A 15,404-nucleotide genomic window follows, 5' to 3' on the forward strand; every position below is an offset into this window, starting at 1 on the left:
CCTCAACTCTCGAAGGGAGCCCTGATGACAACAGCCAGCAACGATCAGATCGGTACCGTACTCGTCACCGGTGGTGCGTCCGGTCTGGGCGCGGCGACGGTCCGCGCCGTGCGGGAGCGCGGCGGTAGGCCGCTCGTGATCGACCGGGTGGCGCCGGAGGGTGACGTCGAGTACGTCATCGCCGACCTCGCCGACTCCGGTGCGGCGGAACAGGCCGTGCACGACCTCGTCGAGAGGGCGGGCGGGCGGCTGGACGGCGTGTTCACGGCCGCCGGTATCGACAGTTGCGGCCGGCTCGACACCGTCCCCACCAAGGACTGGGAGCGCGTGGTGCACGTCAATCTCCTGGGCACGGTGGCGGTGGTTCGTGCGGCGTTGCCGCACCTGAAGGAATCCCGCGGAACGGTGGTGACCTGTGCATCCACCTTGGGGATCAAAGCGGTCAGCGATGCCACCGCCTACTGCGCGGCCAAATTCGGTGTCGTGGGATTCACCCGGGCTCTCGCCGCCGAGACCGCGGGCGAGGTAGGCGTCACGCTGCTGATTCCCGGCGGCATGACCACTCCATTCTTCGACGGCCGCGACGAGCAGTACAAGCCGCCGGCGGATGCCAAGCTGAACGATCCGGCGCACGTCGCGAACACGGTGCTGTTCGCCCTGAGCCAGCCCCCCGGATGTGAGGTTCGAGAGATGGTCGTGTGCTCGTCGACCGAGAGCTCATGGCCCTGACGCCGACCGTCCTCGTCCTGCGCGCGCTCGGCATCGGTGACCTCCTGACCGCGGTGCCCGCTCTGCGCGGGCTCCGCCGGTCCTGTCCGGACCGGCGGCTTGCGCTCGCGGCCCCAACGGGATTGGCGCCACTGGTGGAGTTGATCGGCGCGGTCGACGAACTCGTTCCGACCGCCGGTCTCGGCGCCCTCGACTTCCGCGGCGGAGAGCTCGACCTGGCGGTCAATCTCCACGGGCGCGGCCCGGAGAGCATCGCGGATCTGCTGCGCCAGAATCCGCCCCGCACCCTGACCTACCGGCACGCCGACTACCCGGACCTCCCGGGGCCGGAATGGGTGGCGGACCAGCACGAGGTGCAGCGGTGGTGTTCCCTCCTCGAATGGTTCGGAATCCCCTGTAATGCAGAGGTTCTCGATCTCACACCGCCACCGGAGGCGTCCGCCGCACCCGGCGCGGTCGTCATACATCCCGGGGCGGCATCCCCAGCCCGCCGCTGGCCGGTGGACCGTTTCGGAGCGGTGGCCCGCGTCCTCGCCGACCGGGGGCATCGCGTCGTCGTCACGGGCAGTGCAGGTGAGCGGCCCCTCGCGGAAGCGGTCGCCGATTCCGCCGGACTGCCGCCGGGTGCCGTCCTGGCGGGCGAGATGTCGCTGCGCGGGACCGCGGCAGTGGTCGCCGATGCGCGACTGGTCCTGTGCGGCGACACCGGGATCGCGCACCTGGCCACCGCGTTTCGCGCTCCGTCGGTGATCCTGTTCGGTCCGGTCTCACCCGCACACTGGGGACCGCCTCGCCGCCCGCAGCACGCGTGCCTGTGGTCCGGACGGCGCGGTGACCCGCACGGGAGCAGTCTCGACCCCGGGCTCGCGGCGATCACCGTCGAGGACGTGCTGGGCGCCGTGGGCGAGGTATGTGCAGAGAAGCACGCGATGGAAGGAGGGCTGGATGTCTGACCGGCACGTCGGCGTCGTGGGCGCCGGCTACGTGGGATTGACCAGCGGCGCAGGCTTTTACCATCTGGGACACCGAGTCACCCTGGTGGACATCGACGCGCACCGCGTCGATGTCCTGCGCAGTGAGCTGCCCTTCCTCGAGCCGGAACTCGAACGGCTCGTCACGCAGGTGTGGCATCGGAACGCCTGCACATCACCACCGACCGGACCGGACTCGCGTTGTGTGACACCGTATTCGTGTGCGTGCCCACCCCCATGGGTGAGGACGGCGCCGCCGATCTCTCTTCCGTCGACGCCGTGGTTACCGAACTGGCGGCACTGCTCGCACCCGGCAGTATCGTGGTGACCAAATCGACTGTGCCGGTGGGCACCACCATCCGCATCGGCGAACGCCTCGAACCCCATGGGATCACCGTGGTGAGCAATCCGGAGTTTCTGCGGGAAAGCCATGCGGTGCATGACTTCCTGAACCCCGACCGCATCGTCGTCGGCGCCTCGGACGCGGACGCCGGGCAACGCGTCGTCGACCTCTACGCCGGCGTCGAGGCGCCGGTGCTGCGGATGGATCCGGCCAGCGCCGAACTCGCCAAGTATGCGAGTAACGCGTTCCTCGCACTCAAGTTGTCCTACGCGAACACCCTCGCCGAGCTGTGTGATCACTTCGCCGCCGACATCCGCGACATCGGACGGGCCATGGGCGCCGACCACCGGATCGGGGCCAGCTTCCTGAACCCCGGGCCCGGCTGGGGAGGATCGTGCCTTCCCAAGGACACCCACGCCTTGCTGGCGAGCGCGGAACGCGGGGGCGTGTCGTTTCCCTTGCTGCGTGCGGCGCTCGAGACGAATGCCGCGCAGGCGCACCGGGTGGTCGCCAAGGCGCGGCAGGCCGCCGGGATCGAAGCAGGCGGCTCCCTTGACGGGGTACGCATCGGGCTGCTGGGCCTGGCGTTCAAAGCCGACACCTGCGACGTCCGCGACTCGCCGGCGCTGACCGTCGCAGCCGCGCTGTCCGCTGAAGGAGCCGTGCTCACCGCCTACGATCCCGGTGTGTCGCCGGACTCCCCGGCGATCCCGGGTGTGCAAGTGGTCGACGACCCCTACTTGGTAGCGAAAGACGCGGCGGTGCTGGTCCTTCTGACCGAATGGAGTGACTTCCGAACCCTCGACTGGGACCTCGTCGGCACACTCGCCCAGCGTAAGGCGATCGTCGACACGCGAAACCTCTTGGACCCCGCGGTGATGAGAGATTCCGGCTTTCAGCTCGTGTCGAACGGACTCGGGGACGGCGAGGCACAGCGATGCGGCTGATCATCACGGGGGCGACCGGTAACGTCGGCACCTCCCTGCTCAACCGGCTCCGAGGCGGGTCCGAGCACCTCGACCAGAACCTCGAGCTGGTGGGGCTCGCACGACGACCTCCCGCGCAGGTCCCGCCGTACGACGGGCTGCAGTGGCACGCGATCGACGTGGCGCACCCCGATGCGATCGACCTGTTGCGGCCCATATTCGAGGGCGCCGACGCGGTGATCCACCTCGTGTGGGCGTTCCAGCCCACCCACGACCGGAACTATCTCCGACGCGTCGGCGTGGACGGCACCCTGGCGGTGGCGGCCGCAGCCGAGGCCGCCGGTGTCGCGCATCTGATCCATATGTCGTCCGGGGCGGTGTATTCACCGGCCCCCGGACGGACGGTCGACGAGTCCGCACCCCGCGGCGGTGTGCCGGGCTCGGTGTACAGCGTCGACAAGGCCGCCGCCGAGGCGGGACTCGACGACTTCGAAAAGAGTTCCTCGGTGGCCGTCACCCGGGTACGGCCGGGATTCATCGGCCAGCAGGCAGCAGGCAGCGAACTCGGCCGTTACACCCTGCCACGGGGCATTCCGGCGGGCGCTCTGAAGTATCTTCCGCTGCTCCCGTTGGACCGCTCGCTGGCGATCCCGGCCGTCCACGCCGACGATGTTGCCGACGCGCTGGCTCGAATGGTGTTCGCGCGGGCCACCGGGGCGTTCAATCTGTCGGTCGATCCCCCGCTGGGCACGGACAACTTCGGTGCGGCGCTCCACGCCCGCCCCGTGCACGTGCCGCGCTCGCTGCTGACGCTTCTCGTCGACGTGACGTGGCGAGCCCACCTGCAACCTGTCCACCGCGGGTGGATCGATCTGGCCTATTCGGTTCCCCTGCTCGATTCGGCCAGGGCTCGCCGCGAACTTCAGTGGGCACCCCGGTATTCGGCGCAGGACACGCTCGACGCGGCGGTACGGGGCGTCATCGGCGGCGATGCCGGAGACAGTCCGGTGCTGCGCCGCCGCTCGCCGTTCGACGGGACCCGGTGACCCTCGCCGATTACGAGTGCGTTCGGTGGGTATTCGGCTGCCATGAGCGAGCAGCAGGGGCTGAAGGTCGTCGTCGTCGGGGCCACCGGCAATGTCGGAACGAGCATCGTCGAGGCGTTGAGCGAGGAGCCGTCGGTCGAGGAGATCGTCGGCGTAGCGCGCAGGCACACCGACTGGTCCTGCTCGAAGACACGGTGGATATTCGCCGATTCCCGCGTCGACGACTTCCGGCCGATCGTGCGCGGCGCCGACGCCGTCATCCACCTCGCCTGGTTGTTCCAGCCCACCCACAAGCCGGAGGTCACCTTCGAAAACAACGTGCTCGGTGCCATCCGTGTGTTCGAGGCCGTGGCCGAGGAACGGGTACCGGCCCTCGTGTACGCCTCTTCGGTTGCGGCGTATTCGCCGGGGCCGTCCGACACCGGCGTCGCCGAGGACTGGCCCACCCACGGCTGGCCCGGCGCCGCCTACCCGCGTGAGAAGGCGTATCTGGAGCGGTGGCTGGACGCGTACGAGCTGAGCAACCCGGATATGCGGGTGGTGCGGATGCGTCCCGGCTTCATCTTCAAGCGGGAGTCGGCCACCGCGCAGCGTCGGTTGTTCGTCGGGCCCCTGCTGGCCGGCCGGCTGGTCCGGGGCGGGCTCATCCCGGCCGTTCCCCTCGTCGAGGATCTGCGTGCGCAGATTCTGCACACCACCGATGTGGCTGCGGCATACGTCCAGGCGGTACTCAGGCCGGTGCGCGGTGCCTTCAACCTTGCGGCGGACCCGCCCGTGGACGGCGCCTACCTCGCCGAACTTTTCGGGGCCCGTCAGATTCCCATTCCGCGGCCCGCGGTCCGCGGTGCCCTGTGGGCGGCGTGGCACACGCACGCGGTGCCCGCCTCACCCGGACTCCTCGACACCGTTCTGCAGCTGCCGATCATGGACACGACCCGAGCTCGGACGGAGTTGGGGTGGCAGCCGCGCTACACGCCCCGGGAAACCCTCGAGGAATTTCTGGGCGGATTGCGCGATGGTGCCGGATTGCCCACGCCACCCCTGCACGGGGACACGGTAGGTGGTCGGCTCCGGGAATTCGCGACCGGAATCGGGCAGCGGCCATGACCATGGACATCGCGACGCCGTGCGCGAGTGACGACGCCTGCGCGAGTAACAAGGAAAGGACCGGGTAGTTGCCATGACGAAAGACGCGGGAACGCCAGGCACGAGCAGTGAGTCCGAAAAGCCCTACGACCCGGCGGAAGACCCGGATTCGGACCCCGAAAATCTGCTGTCCGGCACACATCAACCGGATCAGGCCGAGGGCGAGGACGACGACCCGAGCTGACGCGGGTGTCGTTCCTGCTCAGTCGCACACGCCGGCGAGGTCGAGAATCAGCAGAACGGCAATTGCCAGGAACACAGCGGCGATTGCACCGACTGCCACCATTGTCGCGATGCCCGTAGGCGGAAAATGTCTGCCGGTTCGGGGCTCGGAGAACGACGTCCCCGAGGTCTGCGCCGCATCAGGTGGGGTCGAACCGGGGCTGACGCCACCCCCCGGTTCGAGATTGGGGGTCTCGGCCGGGTCCGGATCCGGGGGTTGAGCGGTCATGGCGACGATCCTCCCTGTCCTGATTCGACATTTCGCGAGCACGAGCCGCGCGTATCCTCGCCGAGTACCCGCCCGCGCACCGTCCACACGAGGACAGCGCCCCGCCCGGCACTCATTGCGGTCCGCGATGTTTGACGAATTCGACGGCCACCTGCCGTTCCGGTACCGCCGAATCGAGCTCACTCTCGGTGACCGTCACGCCGTCGGTCACCGTCTCCACGACGCGCCACCCGAAGGCCCCGCGGTCCGGCACGTTGCCCGCCGGAATTCTGGCCGCCACCGTGACGGCCAGCGCGGAATCCGAAGTCACGAACGAACACGTCAGATCCACATCGGAGATCACGGCGCCGATCAGCTCGGAGGCGATCTCATCGACCGCGAGTTTGATGTCCGCTACCTCGTCGGCACCGAAATCAGCGAGGGCAGCGAGTGTTTCGGCTACCGCCCTGATCACCGGAAGCTGATCGAACTCGGCCGTCACCCGTAATTCGACAGGTGAACCCGGCGCCGCTCGAAGCTTCCCAATTTCGCCGATCTCGGCCATCTGCACTCCACATTTCGGTCGCAGGTGCGTGGATCTTCGCGCAGCGTACCCAGCGATCGGAACCGCCAATCGGTTGAAAGCGTGCCGTGCGTGGACGTAGGGTTGATCGCGCGTGGTTGAGAACACAGCCGCACGCAGTCCGGACGCCACAGGATGCGCAATGGACGGGGGTTGTGCGCCCTGTACGTGGCGTCGGACCACCGACGCTTGCGCTTGGTGTGTCCACGCCGCGGAACGAAGAGACGCGCACGGACGCCCACAGATTGCATGCGATCGGAGGGTCATGAAATCTTCACGCAGCGTCAGCGCCGTGGCCGCACCGCACTGCGACCGGGGATCGCGCCTCGCGCACGACCACGAAATCGGTGTCGCGGTCGAAGCGGCCGCGACCGGGGGCGCCACGATCGGCCGAATCTCGGGTGACATCGACGTGCTTGCCGCACCGTCGTTCGCGTTGGCGCTGGCCGACCTCGCGCAGGACGACGCCGTGCTCGTCATCGACATGACCGGTGTCGACTTCGTCGGAACCTCAGCGCTGTCGGTGCTCTCGACGTTCGCCGAGTCCGCGCGGCAGCGGCACATGACCTGGGCGCTTGCCGGCAACCGGGCGGTGCTGCGTCCCATTCAGGCCACCGGACTCGACACGATGATCCCCACCTGCGACTCCGTACGTAAGGCTCTCGACTGGATAGATGCTCGCGGGCACGCATGACGACCGATCAGTGATGACTCTCTCGCTGACCTTCGTGGGGAACGCAACCGTTCTCCTCGGTTATGGCCCGATCACCGTGCTCACCAACGCCAATTTTCTGCACCAGCACGCTTATCTCGGTTACGGCCTGGTGTCGCGGCGCCTGAAGGACCCGGCCTTGCGGATCGACGAGTTACCGCCCCTCGATGTGATCGTCCTGTCCCACATGCACGGCGACCATTGGGACCGCACCGCCCGCGAGACCGTGACCATCTGATCGCCGTCCCTCGCCCTCGACACCGTGGAGCCTCACCGGTCCCCTGCCGGTCCTCCCGGCTCCTCCGAACGCTGGGCGGTGTCTTCGACGTCGACGGCCGTCTGCTTGTGGCCTCCCGGGCCGATGTGCGCTTCGGCCCGCATCGTCTCGACCATGTGCGGGTAGTGCAGCTCGAACGCGGGACGCTCGGAGCGCACCCGCGGAATCTCGATGAAGTTGTGCCGCGGCGGCGGGCAGGTGGTGGCCCACTCGAGCGAGTTGCCGTAACCCCACGGGTCGTCGACGGTGACGACCTCGCCGTACCGGTAGCTCTTGAAGACGTTCCACAGGAACGGCAGCGTGGAGATTCCCAGGACGAAAGCGAATACCGTGGAAATCGTGTTCAGCGTCGTGAACCCGTCCGGCGGCAGGTAGTCGGCGTACCGGCGCGGCATACCCTCGGCTCCGAGCCAGTGCTGCACGAGAAAGGTCCCGTGGAAGCCGATGAACGTGGTCCAGAAGTGCCACTTGCCGAGGCGTTCGTCCATCATCCGCCCGGTCATCTTCGGGAACCAGAAGTAGATGCCGGCGTAGGTGGCGAACACGATGGTGCCGAACAGCACGTAATGGAAGTGGGCGACCACGAAGTAGCTGTCGGTGACGTGGAAGTCGAGCGGCGGGCTGGCGAGGATGACGCCGGTGAGACCACCGAAGAGGAACGTGATGATGAAGCCGACGGCGAAGAGCATCGGCGACTCGAAGGTCAACTGCCCCTTCCACATGGTGCCGATCCAGTTGAAGAATTTCACCCCGGTGGGCACCGCGATCAGGAAGGTCATGAAGGAGAAGAACGGCAGGAGCACCGCGCCCGTGGCGTACATGTGGTGTGCCCACACCGCGATCGACAGGGCCGCGATGGCCATGGTTGCGAAGACCAGGCCGTTGTAGCCGAAGATCGGCTTGCGGCTGAAGACGGGGAAAATCTCGGTCACGATGCCGAAGAACGGCAGCGCGACGATATACACCTCGGGGTGCCCGAAGAACCAGAACAGGTGCTGCCACAAAATCGTGCCGCCCGTGGCAGGGTCGAAGACGTGGGCCCCGAGGTGCCGGTCTGCGGCCAGCCCCATGAGTGCGGCGGTGAGGATCGGGAAGGCAAGCAGCACAAGGATACTGGTGATGAAGATGTTCCAGGTGAAGATCGGCATGCGGAACATGGTCATTCCGGGGCATCGTAGGCAGATCACCGTGGTGATCATGTTGACGCCACCGAGGATGGTGCCGAGCCCGGACAGCGCGAGGCCCATGATCCACAGGTCCGCCCCGAGCCCGGGAGAGTGTATCGCGGAGGTCAACGGTGAATACGCGGTCCAGCCGAAGTCCGCGGCGCCACCGGGGGTGATGAACCCCGCGAAGGCGATGAGGCCGCCGAAGAGGAAAGCCCAGTACGAGAAGGCATTCAGCCGGGGAAAGGCCACATCGGGGGCGCCGATCTGCAGCGGCAGGATGTAGTTGGCGAAGCCGAAGACGATCGGGGTGGCGTACAGCAGCAGCATGATCGTGCCGTGCATGGTGAACAGCTGGTTGTACTGCTCGTTCGACAAGAACTGCAGGCCAGGCACCGCGAGCTCGGCGCGAATCAGCATCGCCATCAATCCGCCGGCGAGGAAGAACCCGAAGGCGGTGACCAGATACATCAAACCCAGCGTCTTCGGGTCCGTCGTCGAGATCATGTCGTAGATGAACGACCCTTTGCGGCGATAACGCGGCGGATAGGGCCTGCGGGCTTCGATCGGGCGCACACCAGTTGCCGTCATGTCCAACTCCACGGTCGACACTATTGGACTACAGCGTAAACCCCATCCTCACAGGTCTGCAGGAATTGCGGTCGGTGGCGGCCACCCCTCCCGGCGTGCGAGGAAGACGCGACAAAAACATTCGGAATTCCCTGTTTGAGGTGATGGCGGCGAGGTACACGGCGGGTAGACCGCGAACTACCGGTAACGCACCCGAAGGAGTAGGGCGATGACACGACCGACCTCAACCCGAAGCTCGATGACCGCCACACCCGTACAGATTGCTGCGCTGGTGGTCGGAGCGGTATTCCTCTTGGTGGGCATTCTCGGGTTCATCCCGGGCGTGACCACCGACTACGACATGATGTCCGTCGCCGGGCACGAGTCGCATGCCATGCTGCTGGGCATCTTCGAGGTGTCGATTCTGCACAACGTCGTGCACCTTCTGTTCGGCGTCGCAGGCATTGTCATGGCGCGCGCCGCCAACACGGCGAAGGCCTTCCTTGTCGGCGGCGGCGTGATCTACCTGGTCCTGTGGATTTACGGCCTCCTCATCGACCAGGACAGCGCAGCCAACTTCGTCCCGGTGAACACTGCGGACAACTGGCTGCATTTCGCCCTGGGTGTCGGCATGATCGCACTCGGCCTCCTCCTTCCCCGTCTGAGGTCGACCGGACACACCACTGCGGTCCCCCCGCGGTAACCCCAGCCTGCGGGTTATCCATCGATCACCCGCCGCCACACCGGGCGGCGGGACTTCAACGAGCACACAAGGAGAAGCATCATGGCTACCGGAGAAACCGGATTCGACGACGTCAGCTACGACCTGGTGTCCGTCCAATATCATTCGCTCAAGGCCGGACACGACTACGGGCAATACGTGCGGGACGCCAAGAACGCCGGCCGCGACGACATCGCGTCGTTCTTCGAGCAGGTGATGGCGGAAGATTCCGACCGCGCACGCCGCTGCCACGAGTTCCTCGAGGACATGACCGGATCGTCGGCCGCCGGCCCTGCAATGAGCTGAACGTTGGTGAGTACATGACCGACGCGCACATGCCGAGTGGAGATGCCGAACCGGCGGAGCCGATGATCCGCTCTTCGGATCATCGCAGCTGCCCGGTGGGCGACGAGGATCTTCCGGCGATCGACAGCCTCGAAGCGCTGACCGACATCGTCGAGGACTCGGCCCTGGCGTTCCTATACCATGCGCACAGGGCCAGCGGCGAGGACAGCACCTTCTTCAAGCTGGTGTCGCGGTGACGTCGGCCGGAACCGGAACGCCGTGACCGGCACCCGAACCACTACCGACCACACCGAGATCCGGCGGTGGGTGGACCGACACGACGGAGCTCCAGCCAGAGTCGGCAACGCCGGCTCCCCGGAGACCGTCTTACTTCGGCTCGATTTCGCCGGCGGCGCTTCCGAGGAAGCCCTCGAACGCATCTCGTGGGACGACTGGTTCTCTGCGTTCGACCGGTTCGCACTCGCCTTCCGCTACCGCGATACCGACGCCGGCGAGGACGGCGCATACTTCGAACTCGTCCCGCGTTGAGAGTGGGCCTCTCCGCTGCCCCTACCGCTTTCCGCGGCTCATGGGGGGGCAGTCCGGGAGTGACGCGCAGTCGGGAGGTTGTCAGGGGGTGGACGTCTGCTCGGCCAGAAAGGCGAGCCGGCGCAGACATTCGCGGTTGCGGGGATAGACGGCCACATCCTGCACCGACCGCGGGATCCACTTCAGCGGTGGCGTCGCTACCTTCTCGTCCATTTCGAGGTGGCAGCCGGAACCTCTCGGCTCGAGCCGGAGGTGCACGACGGCTTTCGTCGCGGGCGTGGCCCGGGCCAGCAGCCGAAGCTCTCGCTCCTCGTCGGCTTCCAGGACTTCCGTCGAGTCGTCGATGAGTACCGGCCAGACACCCACCGAATGGTGCAGCTGACTGCCCACGGCGGGCCACTCCGCGTTGACGGCGCGCATGCGGGACGCACCCACCACCCAGGACGGATACAACCACCCATTGGCGAGGACGGACCAGACGGCGGACACCGAAGCTGTTGTATCCCATTGAGCCTTGATGACGATCACTCCCTCGCGCTGGTGCATCGGTGACAGCCGCATACCCGGGGCCGGCGCCCGCGAAACCACCCGGGCTACCGCTGGCCGCGATCGTACCCGTGTGGTTTGCTCGATCACACGTGTCGGTTTTCGAGGAGGTTCATCGTGGCAGATCCCGGGTCAGGGTCCGGCACCACGGCGGCGTTGTTCGACGTCGACGGCACGCTGGTGGATTCGAATTACCTCCACGTCGATGCGTGGCAACGTGCATTCGCCGAAGTCGGGCATCACATCGACGCATGGCGGATACACCGCGCCATCGGATTGGACTCGCAGTTGCTGCTCGACACCTTGCTGGGCGACGCCGCCGGCGAGGTGGGTGATCGGGCGAAGGAGCTGCACAAGCAGTACTACCTGGATCTGCAGCCGAGTATGCGGCCACTCCCCGGTGCCCGCGAGCTGATCCGCGAGTTGCACCGTCGCGGCGTGCAGGTGGTGTTGGCGACCTCCGCACCCGACGACGAACTCTCTGTGCTTCGTGCGGTTCTCGACGTGGATTCCTGCATCGCGCACACCACGTCCTCGGGCGATGTCGGACAGGCGAAACCGGATCCCGAGGTGGTGAAGACCGCACTGGAGCGATCGTCCACATCACCCGACACCGCGGTGATGGTCGGGGACGCCGTATGGGACGCCGAGGCGGCCACCGAGGCCGGGGTTCCCTTCATCGGTCTGCTCAGTGGCGGCATCTCACGCGGTGAACTGCTCGACGCCGGCGCGAAAGAAGTGTACGACGACGCGAGAGCCCTCGCGGACGGACTCGAAACGAGTGCGCTCGCAAGTCTTTTCGGGCGGTGACCTCCGCCGTCGCCGGTAGGTGCCGCGGCGCCCGTCTGCGCCGGCGATCAGTCCCGGTGCGAGGACCAGGCCGCGGCGATATCCGGGTACGAGGCGGCGATCTCGTCGACGCGTTCGTCGGTCGCGGTGTCCACTTCGGCGCGATGGCGCTGCGCCGTCACCAGCGGCCCGTCCGCCTGACCGGTGCCCGAACCGGGCGGGGCGTCCGCCTCCCACTCGTGGATCACCTCGTCGAGGCGCCGTGCCACGAAGGTTCTCTTGTCCTCACTCATCGTCACTCCGTTCCAGGTCGAACCGGCCCCGATCGTTTTCCGGCACCACAGTCCGGTAGTCCGGATGTTTGCGAATCCACTGCTGCACGTAGGTGCATTCGGGAAGGACTCCCAGCCCACGGCTCCGGGCGTCGTCGAGTGTGTCCTCCACCAGACGCCCCGCGTACCCCTTGCCCTCGAATGCGTCACCGACCTCTGTGTGGGTCAGGGTGAGCACACCATCGCCCGCCGAATACTCGATGAACCCGGCAACGTCACCGTCCGCGATCAGTTCATAACGGTTCCGCTGCGGATTGTCCTGCACCTGCGATGCCATCGCATTCCTTCCTCTTCGACAACCCTTCTGTACCCGGCGCCGCGGTCAGTTCCGGGCACCGATGCCCTGGCTGACCGCGAACTGCGCCTGGGTTTCGGTGGCCAAGCCGATCGACACCAACGGGCGGGGGAACAGCAGGTCGGTGAGATAGGCGAGGCCGACCGCCCACCGATTGACCGGCGAGGGCATGGCGAAGAGGTGATACAGCCTGGTCACCACCTTCGCGGGTAGTCCCGACAGCGGGATGCCGAGCGGGTTGGCCACTGCGAAGCCGGGTCCCAGATCGACCACGAGACCCATGTCGCGGTGCGCATAGGGTTTCGCCTCGCCGACCCCGAGGCTGGCCGCGACGTTGCGGGCGAGTGTGCGCCCTTGACGAACCGCATGTTGCGCCGTCGGTGGGGTGATCGACCCCTGGTGGCGCGGATCTGGGACGGCCGCGGCGTCCCCGCCGGCGAAGACCCCGGGGTGTCCCTCGACGGACAGGTCCGCGGCGACCTTCAGCCTGCCTTTCTCGGTGGGCAGGCCGAGCGTGTCGACGAGAGGATTCGCGGTCACTCCGGTCACCCAGGCGACCGTGTGGGTGGGGAGCACCGTGCCGTCGCTCAGGGTCACGCTGTTCTCGGTGAGCTCGGTCAGCGTCGTCTCGAGCCGCACCTCGATGCCGCGCGACCGCAGCACGTCGAGCACCTGGGCACCGAGCTTCTCCCCCACTTCCGGCATCACCTTGTCTGCGGCGTCCAGAAGCACGAACCGGACCGCGGTCGGGTCGAGGCCCTGGCGGGCGGCCGCGCTGTCGGCCAGAGCGCGCAGTTGGGCAATCAACTCCGTCCCGGCGTAGGACGCGCCCACCACGACGAATGTCCGCCGCGCCCGGGATTCCCGGGGGTCGGTGTCGCGGCTGGCCATTTCGAGTTGAGTGAGGAGCTGGTCACGGAAGTACAGCGCCTCCGCGGGCGTTTTCAGTCCCCGACCGTGGTCGAGGAGGCCCGGGATGTCGAACAGTCGCGTCACCGAGCCGGGCGTGAACACCAGCCGGTCCCACGACAGCACCTCCGCACCCGCCTCGCAATCGGTGACGTGCACGGTGCGATTGTCGAGGTCGATGGAATCGACAGCGCCCCGGACGAGTTCGACGCCGGGGAGCGCGTCCGACAATGCGATGGTGACGAACCGGGCGTCCAAAATGCCGCCCGCCACCTCGGGCAGCAACGGGGTATAGAGCATGTAGTCGTTGGGCGAGACCATGATGATGCGGGCGCCGGTGTCGCGCAGTGAGCGCCGAAGTCGCCGCGCACATTCGAATCCGGCGAAGCCGCTTCCCACCACGACGATCCGCGGCGGCCCTCCAGTTGATTCGTTGGCCATATAAGGGGCATTGCCCCACCCGGGGAATTCTGAAACATGAGCCCAGGGGTCCGTGCGGGCCCGGTCCTCCTCGCCGGATTGACCCGAGCCCCCTCGGGGTACGCGTTCACCGCGACACCGACCGACAGGAGACGAAATGAGCACCATCACCGAGGCCGTGGACGTGTCCGTTCCGGTGAACACGGCATACAACCAGTGGACGCAGTTCGAAGAATTCCCTCGATTCATGGAGGGTGTTGACGAAATCCGTCAGATCGATCCGACACACGTCCATTGGGTCGTGTCGATCGCCGGGGTGAAACGCGAGTTCGATGCCACCATCACCGAGCAGCATCCCGACGAACGGGTGGCATGGAAGTCCGATGACGGCCCCAATCACGCCGGGGTGATCACCTTTCACCGTCTGGACGATGACAAGACACGCGTGACGGCGCAGATGGACGTCGACCCCGACGGGTTCGTCGAGAACGTGGCCGACAAGCTGGGTTTGCTCGGCAAGAGAGTGAAAGGCGACATGGCCCGGTTCAAGGAGTTCATCGAGTCCCGTGGCACCGAGACCGATGCGTGGCGCGGTGAGGTCGATCGCCCCGGCCCCTGAGGACCAGATCACCGACTACCGCGACCCGCGACGACACCGCAAAGGACGAGAACATGAGTGCCGTATCGAAAGTGATGTACAAACCACTGGCCCTCGCCGCGAGTGTCGGCGGCGGAATACTGGCGGGAGCGGTGTTCGGCCAGGTGTGGAAGCGCGTGGCTGGTGAACCGGAGTTGCCGGACCCGAAGGATCTCTCCCGCACCGATCGCGAGGTATTCATCGCCGCCGCCGTGCAGGGCACGATTTTCGGTCTGGTCCGAGCTGCGGTCGACCGGGCAGGGGCGCGGGGATACCGCAAGCTCGCGCACGCGGACCCCCGCTAGAGCAACGCACTTGCTACAGAACACACCTAGGCTGACCCGATGCGCACACGATTCGCGGAGAACATCGACAGTCTCGCTGGTGACCTGGCTGCTATGTGCCGACTCACCGTGACGGCGATGCGGGAGGCCAGTGGTGCGTTGCTGCAGGCGGACCTGGGACTCGCCGAGCACGTCATCGACGTGAGCGGCGAGCTCGACGCAGCCGCGTCCCGCTGGGAACAGCGCGCGTTCTCACTGCTGGCGTTGCAGGCGCCGGTCGCTCACGATCTCCGATTCATGGTGGGCGGTCTCCACATCTCCGCCGACCTGCATCGAATGGGTGGCCTCGCGGTGCACATCGCGAAGATCGTCCGCCGACGGCATCCGGAGCATGTCGTCCCGGACGAGGTGCTCGAGGTGTTCACCCGGATGGGTGCGGTCGCGGTGGCCCAGGCCGAGGAAACCGAGCAGGTCCTGCAGCACCGCGACCCCGAACGCGCCAGGGGATTGTTGACCGCCGACGACACGATGGACGACCTGCATCGCGGACTCTTCGCGATCACGCAGGCCGAGGACTGGCCACACGGTGTCAAGGCTGCGGTCGACATCACTCTCCTCGGCCGGTTCTACGAAAGGTTCTGCGATCACACCGTCGAAATCGGCAGGCGGGTGATCTTCCTCGAGACCGGAGTCCTCCCCGACCAGGGCTAGCGGCAGATGCGGTTCGGAATCTGGGCT

At 66.8% G+C, this 15,404-nt stretch carries 21 protein-coding genes and 2 pseudogenes; 16 read left to right on the forward strand and 7 right to left on the reverse strand.

Annotated features, from left to right (window positions below; translation table 11 throughout):
* Nucleotides 1-24: 24 nt before the first annotated feature.
* From HYG77_RS00815 to HYG77_RS00840, 6 genes and pseudogenes are all read left to right on the forward strand, one after another.
* Nucleotides 25-729: an SDR family oxidoreductase gene (locus HYG77_RS00815; RefSeq protein ID WP_109329885.1), complete on the forward strand. Its 705-nt coding sequence runs from the start codon at nucleotides 25-27 to the stop codon at nucleotides 727-729.
* Entirely contained in the window at nucleotides 720-1,682 is a 963-nt protein-coding gene (locus tag HYG77_RS00820) for a glycosyltransferase family 9 protein (RefSeq protein WP_208961603.1), read from the forward strand. The genes HYG77_RS00815 and HYG77_RS00820 overlap by 10 nt, the downstream gene beginning before the upstream one ends.
* A pseudogene (locus tag HYG77_RS00825) lies at nucleotides 1,675-2,990 on the forward strand (UDP-glucose/GDP-mannose dehydrogenase family protein). Before HYG77_RS00820 ends, HYG77_RS00825 begins: the two are co-directional and overlap by 8 nt.
* Entirely contained in the window at nucleotides 2,981-4,015 is a 1,035-nt protein-coding gene (locus HYG77_RS00830; protein ID WP_208961604.1) for an NAD-dependent epimerase/dehydratase family protein, read from the forward strand. Before HYG77_RS00825 ends, HYG77_RS00830 begins: the two are co-directional and overlap by 10 nt.
* 42 nt (nucleotides 4,016-4,057) lie before the next feature.
* A complete protein-coding gene (locus HYG77_RS00835) occupies nucleotides 4,058-5,122 on the forward strand; it encodes an NAD-dependent epimerase/dehydratase family protein (protein ID WP_208961605.1) in 1,065 nt (354 codons plus the stop codon).
* Nucleotides 5,123-5,195: 73 nt separating this feature from the next.
* On the forward strand, nucleotides 5,196-5,345 hold the full coding sequence (locus HYG77_RS00840) for a hypothetical protein (RefSeq protein WP_204164929.1): 150 nt from the start codon (nucleotides 5,196-5,198) through the stop codon (nucleotides 5,343-5,345).
* An 18-nt stretch (nucleotides 5,346-5,363) separates the two neighbouring features.
* Here HYG77_RS00840 and HYG77_RS00845 read toward each other — a convergent pair whose 3' ends face one another.
* Nucleotides 5,364-5,612: a DUF6480 family protein gene (locus HYG77_RS00845; protein WP_208961606.1), complete on the reverse strand. Its 249-nt coding sequence runs from the start codon at nucleotides 5,610-5,612 to the stop codon at nucleotides 5,364-5,366.
* Nucleotides 5,613-5,724: 112 nt separating this feature from the next.
* Nucleotides 5,725-6,156, reverse strand: a complete 432-nt coding sequence (locus HYG77_RS00850) for an ATP-binding protein (RefSeq protein ID WP_208961607.1) — start codon at nucleotides 6,154-6,156, stop codon at nucleotides 5,725-5,727.
* Nucleotides 6,157-6,439: 283 nt separating this feature from the next.
* Between HYG77_RS00850 and HYG77_RS00855 the strand changes: the two genes are divergently transcribed.
* Together HYG77_RS00855 and HYG77_RS00860 are read left to right on the forward strand one after the other, a co-directional pair.
* On the forward strand, nucleotides 6,440-6,868 hold the full coding sequence (locus tag HYG77_RS00855; RefSeq protein WP_208961608.1) for an STAS domain-containing protein: 429 nt from the start codon (nucleotides 6,440-6,442) through the stop codon (nucleotides 6,866-6,868).
* Nucleotides 6,869-6,881: 13 nt separating this feature from the next.
* Nucleotides 6,882-7,106, forward strand: a pseudogene (locus tag HYG77_RS00860) (MBL fold metallo-hydrolase); the annotation flags it as partial.
* 50 nt (nucleotides 7,107-7,156) lie between these two features.
* Here the strand turns inward: HYG77_RS00860 and ctaD are convergent.
* The gene (gene ctaD / locus HYG77_RS00865) at nucleotides 7,157-8,920 is read right to left on the reverse strand and encodes a cytochrome c oxidase subunit I (protein WP_208961609.1); all 1,764 of its coding nucleotides are present in this window, start codon (nucleotides 8,918-8,920) and stop codon (nucleotides 7,157-7,159) included.
* A 238-nt stretch (nucleotides 8,921-9,158) separates the two neighbouring features.
* On the opposite strand from ctaD, the gene HYG77_RS00870 reads away from it, so the two are divergent.
* The 4 genes from HYG77_RS00870 to HYG77_RS00885 all read left to right on the forward strand — a co-directional run bounded on the left by HYG77_RS00870 (nucleotide 9,159) and on the right by HYG77_RS00885 (nucleotide 10,454).
* Complete coding sequence (locus HYG77_RS00870) at nucleotides 9,159-9,602, forward strand: DUF4383 domain-containing protein (protein WP_208963243.1); 444 nt, start codon at nucleotides 9,159-9,161, stop codon at nucleotides 9,600-9,602.
* A gap of 81 nt (nucleotides 9,603-9,683) precedes the next feature.
* Nucleotides 9,684-9,926 (forward strand): acyl carrier protein, encoded by a 243-nt coding sequence (locus tag HYG77_RS00875; RefSeq protein ID WP_208961610.1) that lies wholly within the window; start codon nucleotides 9,684-9,686, stop codon nucleotides 9,924-9,926.
* A gap of 14 nt (nucleotides 9,927-9,940) precedes the next feature.
* Entirely contained in the window at nucleotides 9,941-10,162 is a 222-nt protein-coding gene (locus tag HYG77_RS00880; protein WP_208961611.1) for a hypothetical protein, read from the forward strand.
* Nucleotides 10,163-10,184: 22 nt separating this feature from the next.
* A complete protein-coding gene (locus tag HYG77_RS00885) occupies nucleotides 10,185-10,454 on the forward strand; it encodes a hypothetical protein (protein WP_208961612.1) in 270 nt (89 codons plus the stop codon).
* An 81-nt stretch (nucleotides 10,455-10,535) separates the two neighbouring features.
* On the opposite strand, the gene HYG77_RS00890 is transcribed toward HYG77_RS00885, so the two are convergent.
* Nucleotides 10,536-11,000 (reverse strand): SRPBCC family protein, encoded by a 465-nt coding sequence (locus tag HYG77_RS00890; RefSeq protein ID WP_208961613.1) that lies wholly within the window; start codon nucleotides 10,998-11,000, stop codon nucleotides 10,536-10,538.
* Nucleotides 11,001-11,117: 117 nt separating this feature from the next.
* Between HYG77_RS00890 and HYG77_RS00895 the strand changes: the two genes are divergently transcribed.
* The gene (locus HYG77_RS00895; RefSeq protein WP_208961614.1) at nucleotides 11,118-11,810 is read left to right on the forward strand and encodes an HAD family hydrolase; all 693 of its coding nucleotides are present in this window, start codon (nucleotides 11,118-11,120) and stop codon (nucleotides 11,808-11,810) included.
* A 47-nt stretch (nucleotides 11,811-11,857) separates the two neighbouring features.
* On the opposite strand, the gene HYG77_RS00900 is transcribed toward HYG77_RS00895, so the two are convergent.
* From HYG77_RS00900 to HYG77_RS00910, 3 genes are read right to left on the reverse strand one after another with little or no spacing between them, the layout of a single operon-like run.
* Nucleotides 11,858-12,082: a hypothetical protein gene (locus tag HYG77_RS00900; protein WP_109329860.1), complete on the reverse strand. Its 225-nt coding sequence runs from the start codon at nucleotides 12,080-12,082 to the stop codon at nucleotides 11,858-11,860.
* Entirely contained in the window at nucleotides 12,075-12,398 is a 324-nt protein-coding gene (locus HYG77_RS00905) for a GNAT family N-acetyltransferase (protein ID WP_109329858.1), read from the reverse strand. The genes HYG77_RS00900 and HYG77_RS00905 overlap by 8 nt, the downstream gene beginning before the upstream one ends.
* 45 nt (nucleotides 12,399-12,443) lie before the next feature.
* Nucleotides 12,444-13,766 carry an NAD(P)/FAD-dependent oxidoreductase gene (locus tag HYG77_RS00910; RefSeq protein WP_109329857.1) on the reverse strand — a complete coding sequence of 441 codons (1,323 nt, stop codon included), beginning with the start codon at nucleotides 13,764-13,766 and terminating at the stop codon, nucleotides 12,444-12,446.
* A gap of 136 nt (nucleotides 13,767-13,902) precedes the next feature.
* Here HYG77_RS00910 and HYG77_RS00915 point away from each other — a divergent pair, with 136 nt between their 5' ends.
* Genes HYG77_RS00915 through phoU form a run of 3 tightly spaced genes read left to right on the forward strand, consistent with a single transcriptional unit; the run spans nucleotide 13,903 to nucleotide 15,377 of the window.
* Nucleotides 13,903-14,364 (forward strand): SRPBCC family protein, encoded by a 462-nt coding sequence (locus HYG77_RS00915; protein WP_109329854.1) that lies wholly within the window; start codon nucleotides 13,903-13,905, stop codon nucleotides 14,362-14,364.
* 53 nt (nucleotides 14,365-14,417) lie between these two features.
* Complete coding sequence (locus HYG77_RS00920) at nucleotides 14,418-14,687, forward strand: DUF4235 domain-containing protein (protein ID WP_208961615.1); 270 nt, start codon at nucleotides 14,418-14,420, stop codon at nucleotides 14,685-14,687.
* Between the two features lie 39 nt (nucleotides 14,688-14,726).
* Complete coding sequence (gene phoU, locus HYG77_RS00925) at nucleotides 14,727-15,377, forward strand: phosphate signaling complex protein PhoU (RefSeq protein ID WP_109329850.1); 651 nt, start codon at nucleotides 14,727-14,729, stop codon at nucleotides 15,375-15,377.
* Nucleotides 15,378-15,404: the final 27 nt, after the last annotated feature.

This window comes from Rhodococcus sp. ZPP (assembly GCF_017656075.1).
Lineage (GTDB): Bacteria > Actinomycetota > Actinomycetes > Mycobacteriales > Mycobacteriaceae > Rhodococcus_F > Rhodococcus_F oxybenzonivorans.

Excerpts from the sequence above, each read along its gene's own strand:
- HYG77_RS00815 (WP_109329885.1), top strand. The coding sequence starts at position 25 with ATGACAACAGCCAGCAACGATCAGATCGGTACCGTACTCGTCACCGGT.
- HYG77_RS00820 (WP_208961603.1), top strand. The coding sequence starts at position 720 with ATGGCCCTGACGCCGACCGTCCTCGTCCTGCGCGCGCTCGGCATCGGT.
- HYG77_RS00830 (WP_208961604.1), top strand. The coding sequence starts at position 2,981 with ATGCGGCTGATCATCACGGGGGCGACCGGTAACGTCGGCACCTCCCTG.
- HYG77_RS00835 (WP_208961605.1), top strand. The coding sequence starts at position 4,058 with ATGAGCGAGCAGCAGGGGCTGAAGGTCGTCGTCGTCGGGGCCACCGGC.
- HYG77_RS00840 (WP_204164929.1), top strand. The coding sequence starts at position 5,196 with ATGACGAAAGACGCGGGAACGCCAGGCACGAGCAGTGAGTCCGAAAAG.
- HYG77_RS00845 (WP_208961606.1), bottom strand. The coding sequence starts at position 5,612 with ATGACCGCTCAACCCCCGGATCCGGACCCGGCCGAGACCCCCAATCTC.
- HYG77_RS00850 (WP_208961607.1), bottom strand. The coding sequence starts at position 6,156 with ATGGCCGAGATCGGCGAAATTGGGAAGCTTCGAGCGGCGCCGGGTTCA.
- HYG77_RS00855 (WP_208961608.1), top strand. The coding sequence starts at position 6,440 with ATGAAATCTTCACGCAGCGTCAGCGCCGTGGCCGCACCGCACTGCGAC.
- ctaD (WP_208961609.1), bottom strand. The coding sequence starts at position 8,920 with ATGACGGCAACTGGTGTGCGCCCGATCGAAGCCCGCAGGCCCTATCCG.
- HYG77_RS00870 (WP_208963243.1), top strand. The coding sequence starts at position 9,159 with ATGACCGCCACACCCGTACAGATTGCTGCGCTGGTGGTCGGAGCGGTA.
- HYG77_RS00875 (WP_208961610.1), top strand. The coding sequence starts at position 9,684 with ATGGCTACCGGAGAAACCGGATTCGACGACGTCAGCTACGACCTGGTG.
- HYG77_RS00880 (WP_208961611.1), top strand. The coding sequence starts at position 9,941 with ATGACCGACGCGCACATGCCGAGTGGAGATGCCGAACCGGCGGAGCCG.
- HYG77_RS00890 (WP_208961613.1), bottom strand. The coding sequence starts at position 11,000 with ATGCACCAGCGCGAGGGAGTGATCGTCATCAAGGCTCAATGGGATACA.
- HYG77_RS00900 (WP_109329860.1), bottom strand. The coding sequence starts at position 12,082 with ATGAGTGAGGACAAGAGAACCTTCGTGGCACGGCGCCTCGACGAGGTG.
- HYG77_RS00905 (WP_109329858.1), bottom strand. The coding sequence starts at position 12,398 with ATGGCATCGCAGGTGCAGGACAATCCGCAGCGGAACCGTTATGAACTG.
- HYG77_RS00910 (WP_109329857.1), bottom strand. The coding sequence starts at position 13,766 with ATGGCCAACGAATCAACTGGAGGGCCGCCGCGGATCGTCGTGGTGGGA.
- HYG77_RS00915 (WP_109329854.1), top strand. The coding sequence starts at position 13,903 with ATGAGCACCATCACCGAGGCCGTGGACGTGTCCGTTCCGGTGAACACG.
- HYG77_RS00920 (WP_208961615.1), top strand. The coding sequence starts at position 14,418 with ATGAGTGCCGTATCGAAAGTGATGTACAAACCACTGGCCCTCGCCGCG.
- phoU (WP_109329850.1), top strand. The coding sequence starts at position 14,727 with ATGCGCACACGATTCGCGGAGAACATCGACAGTCTCGCTGGTGACCTG.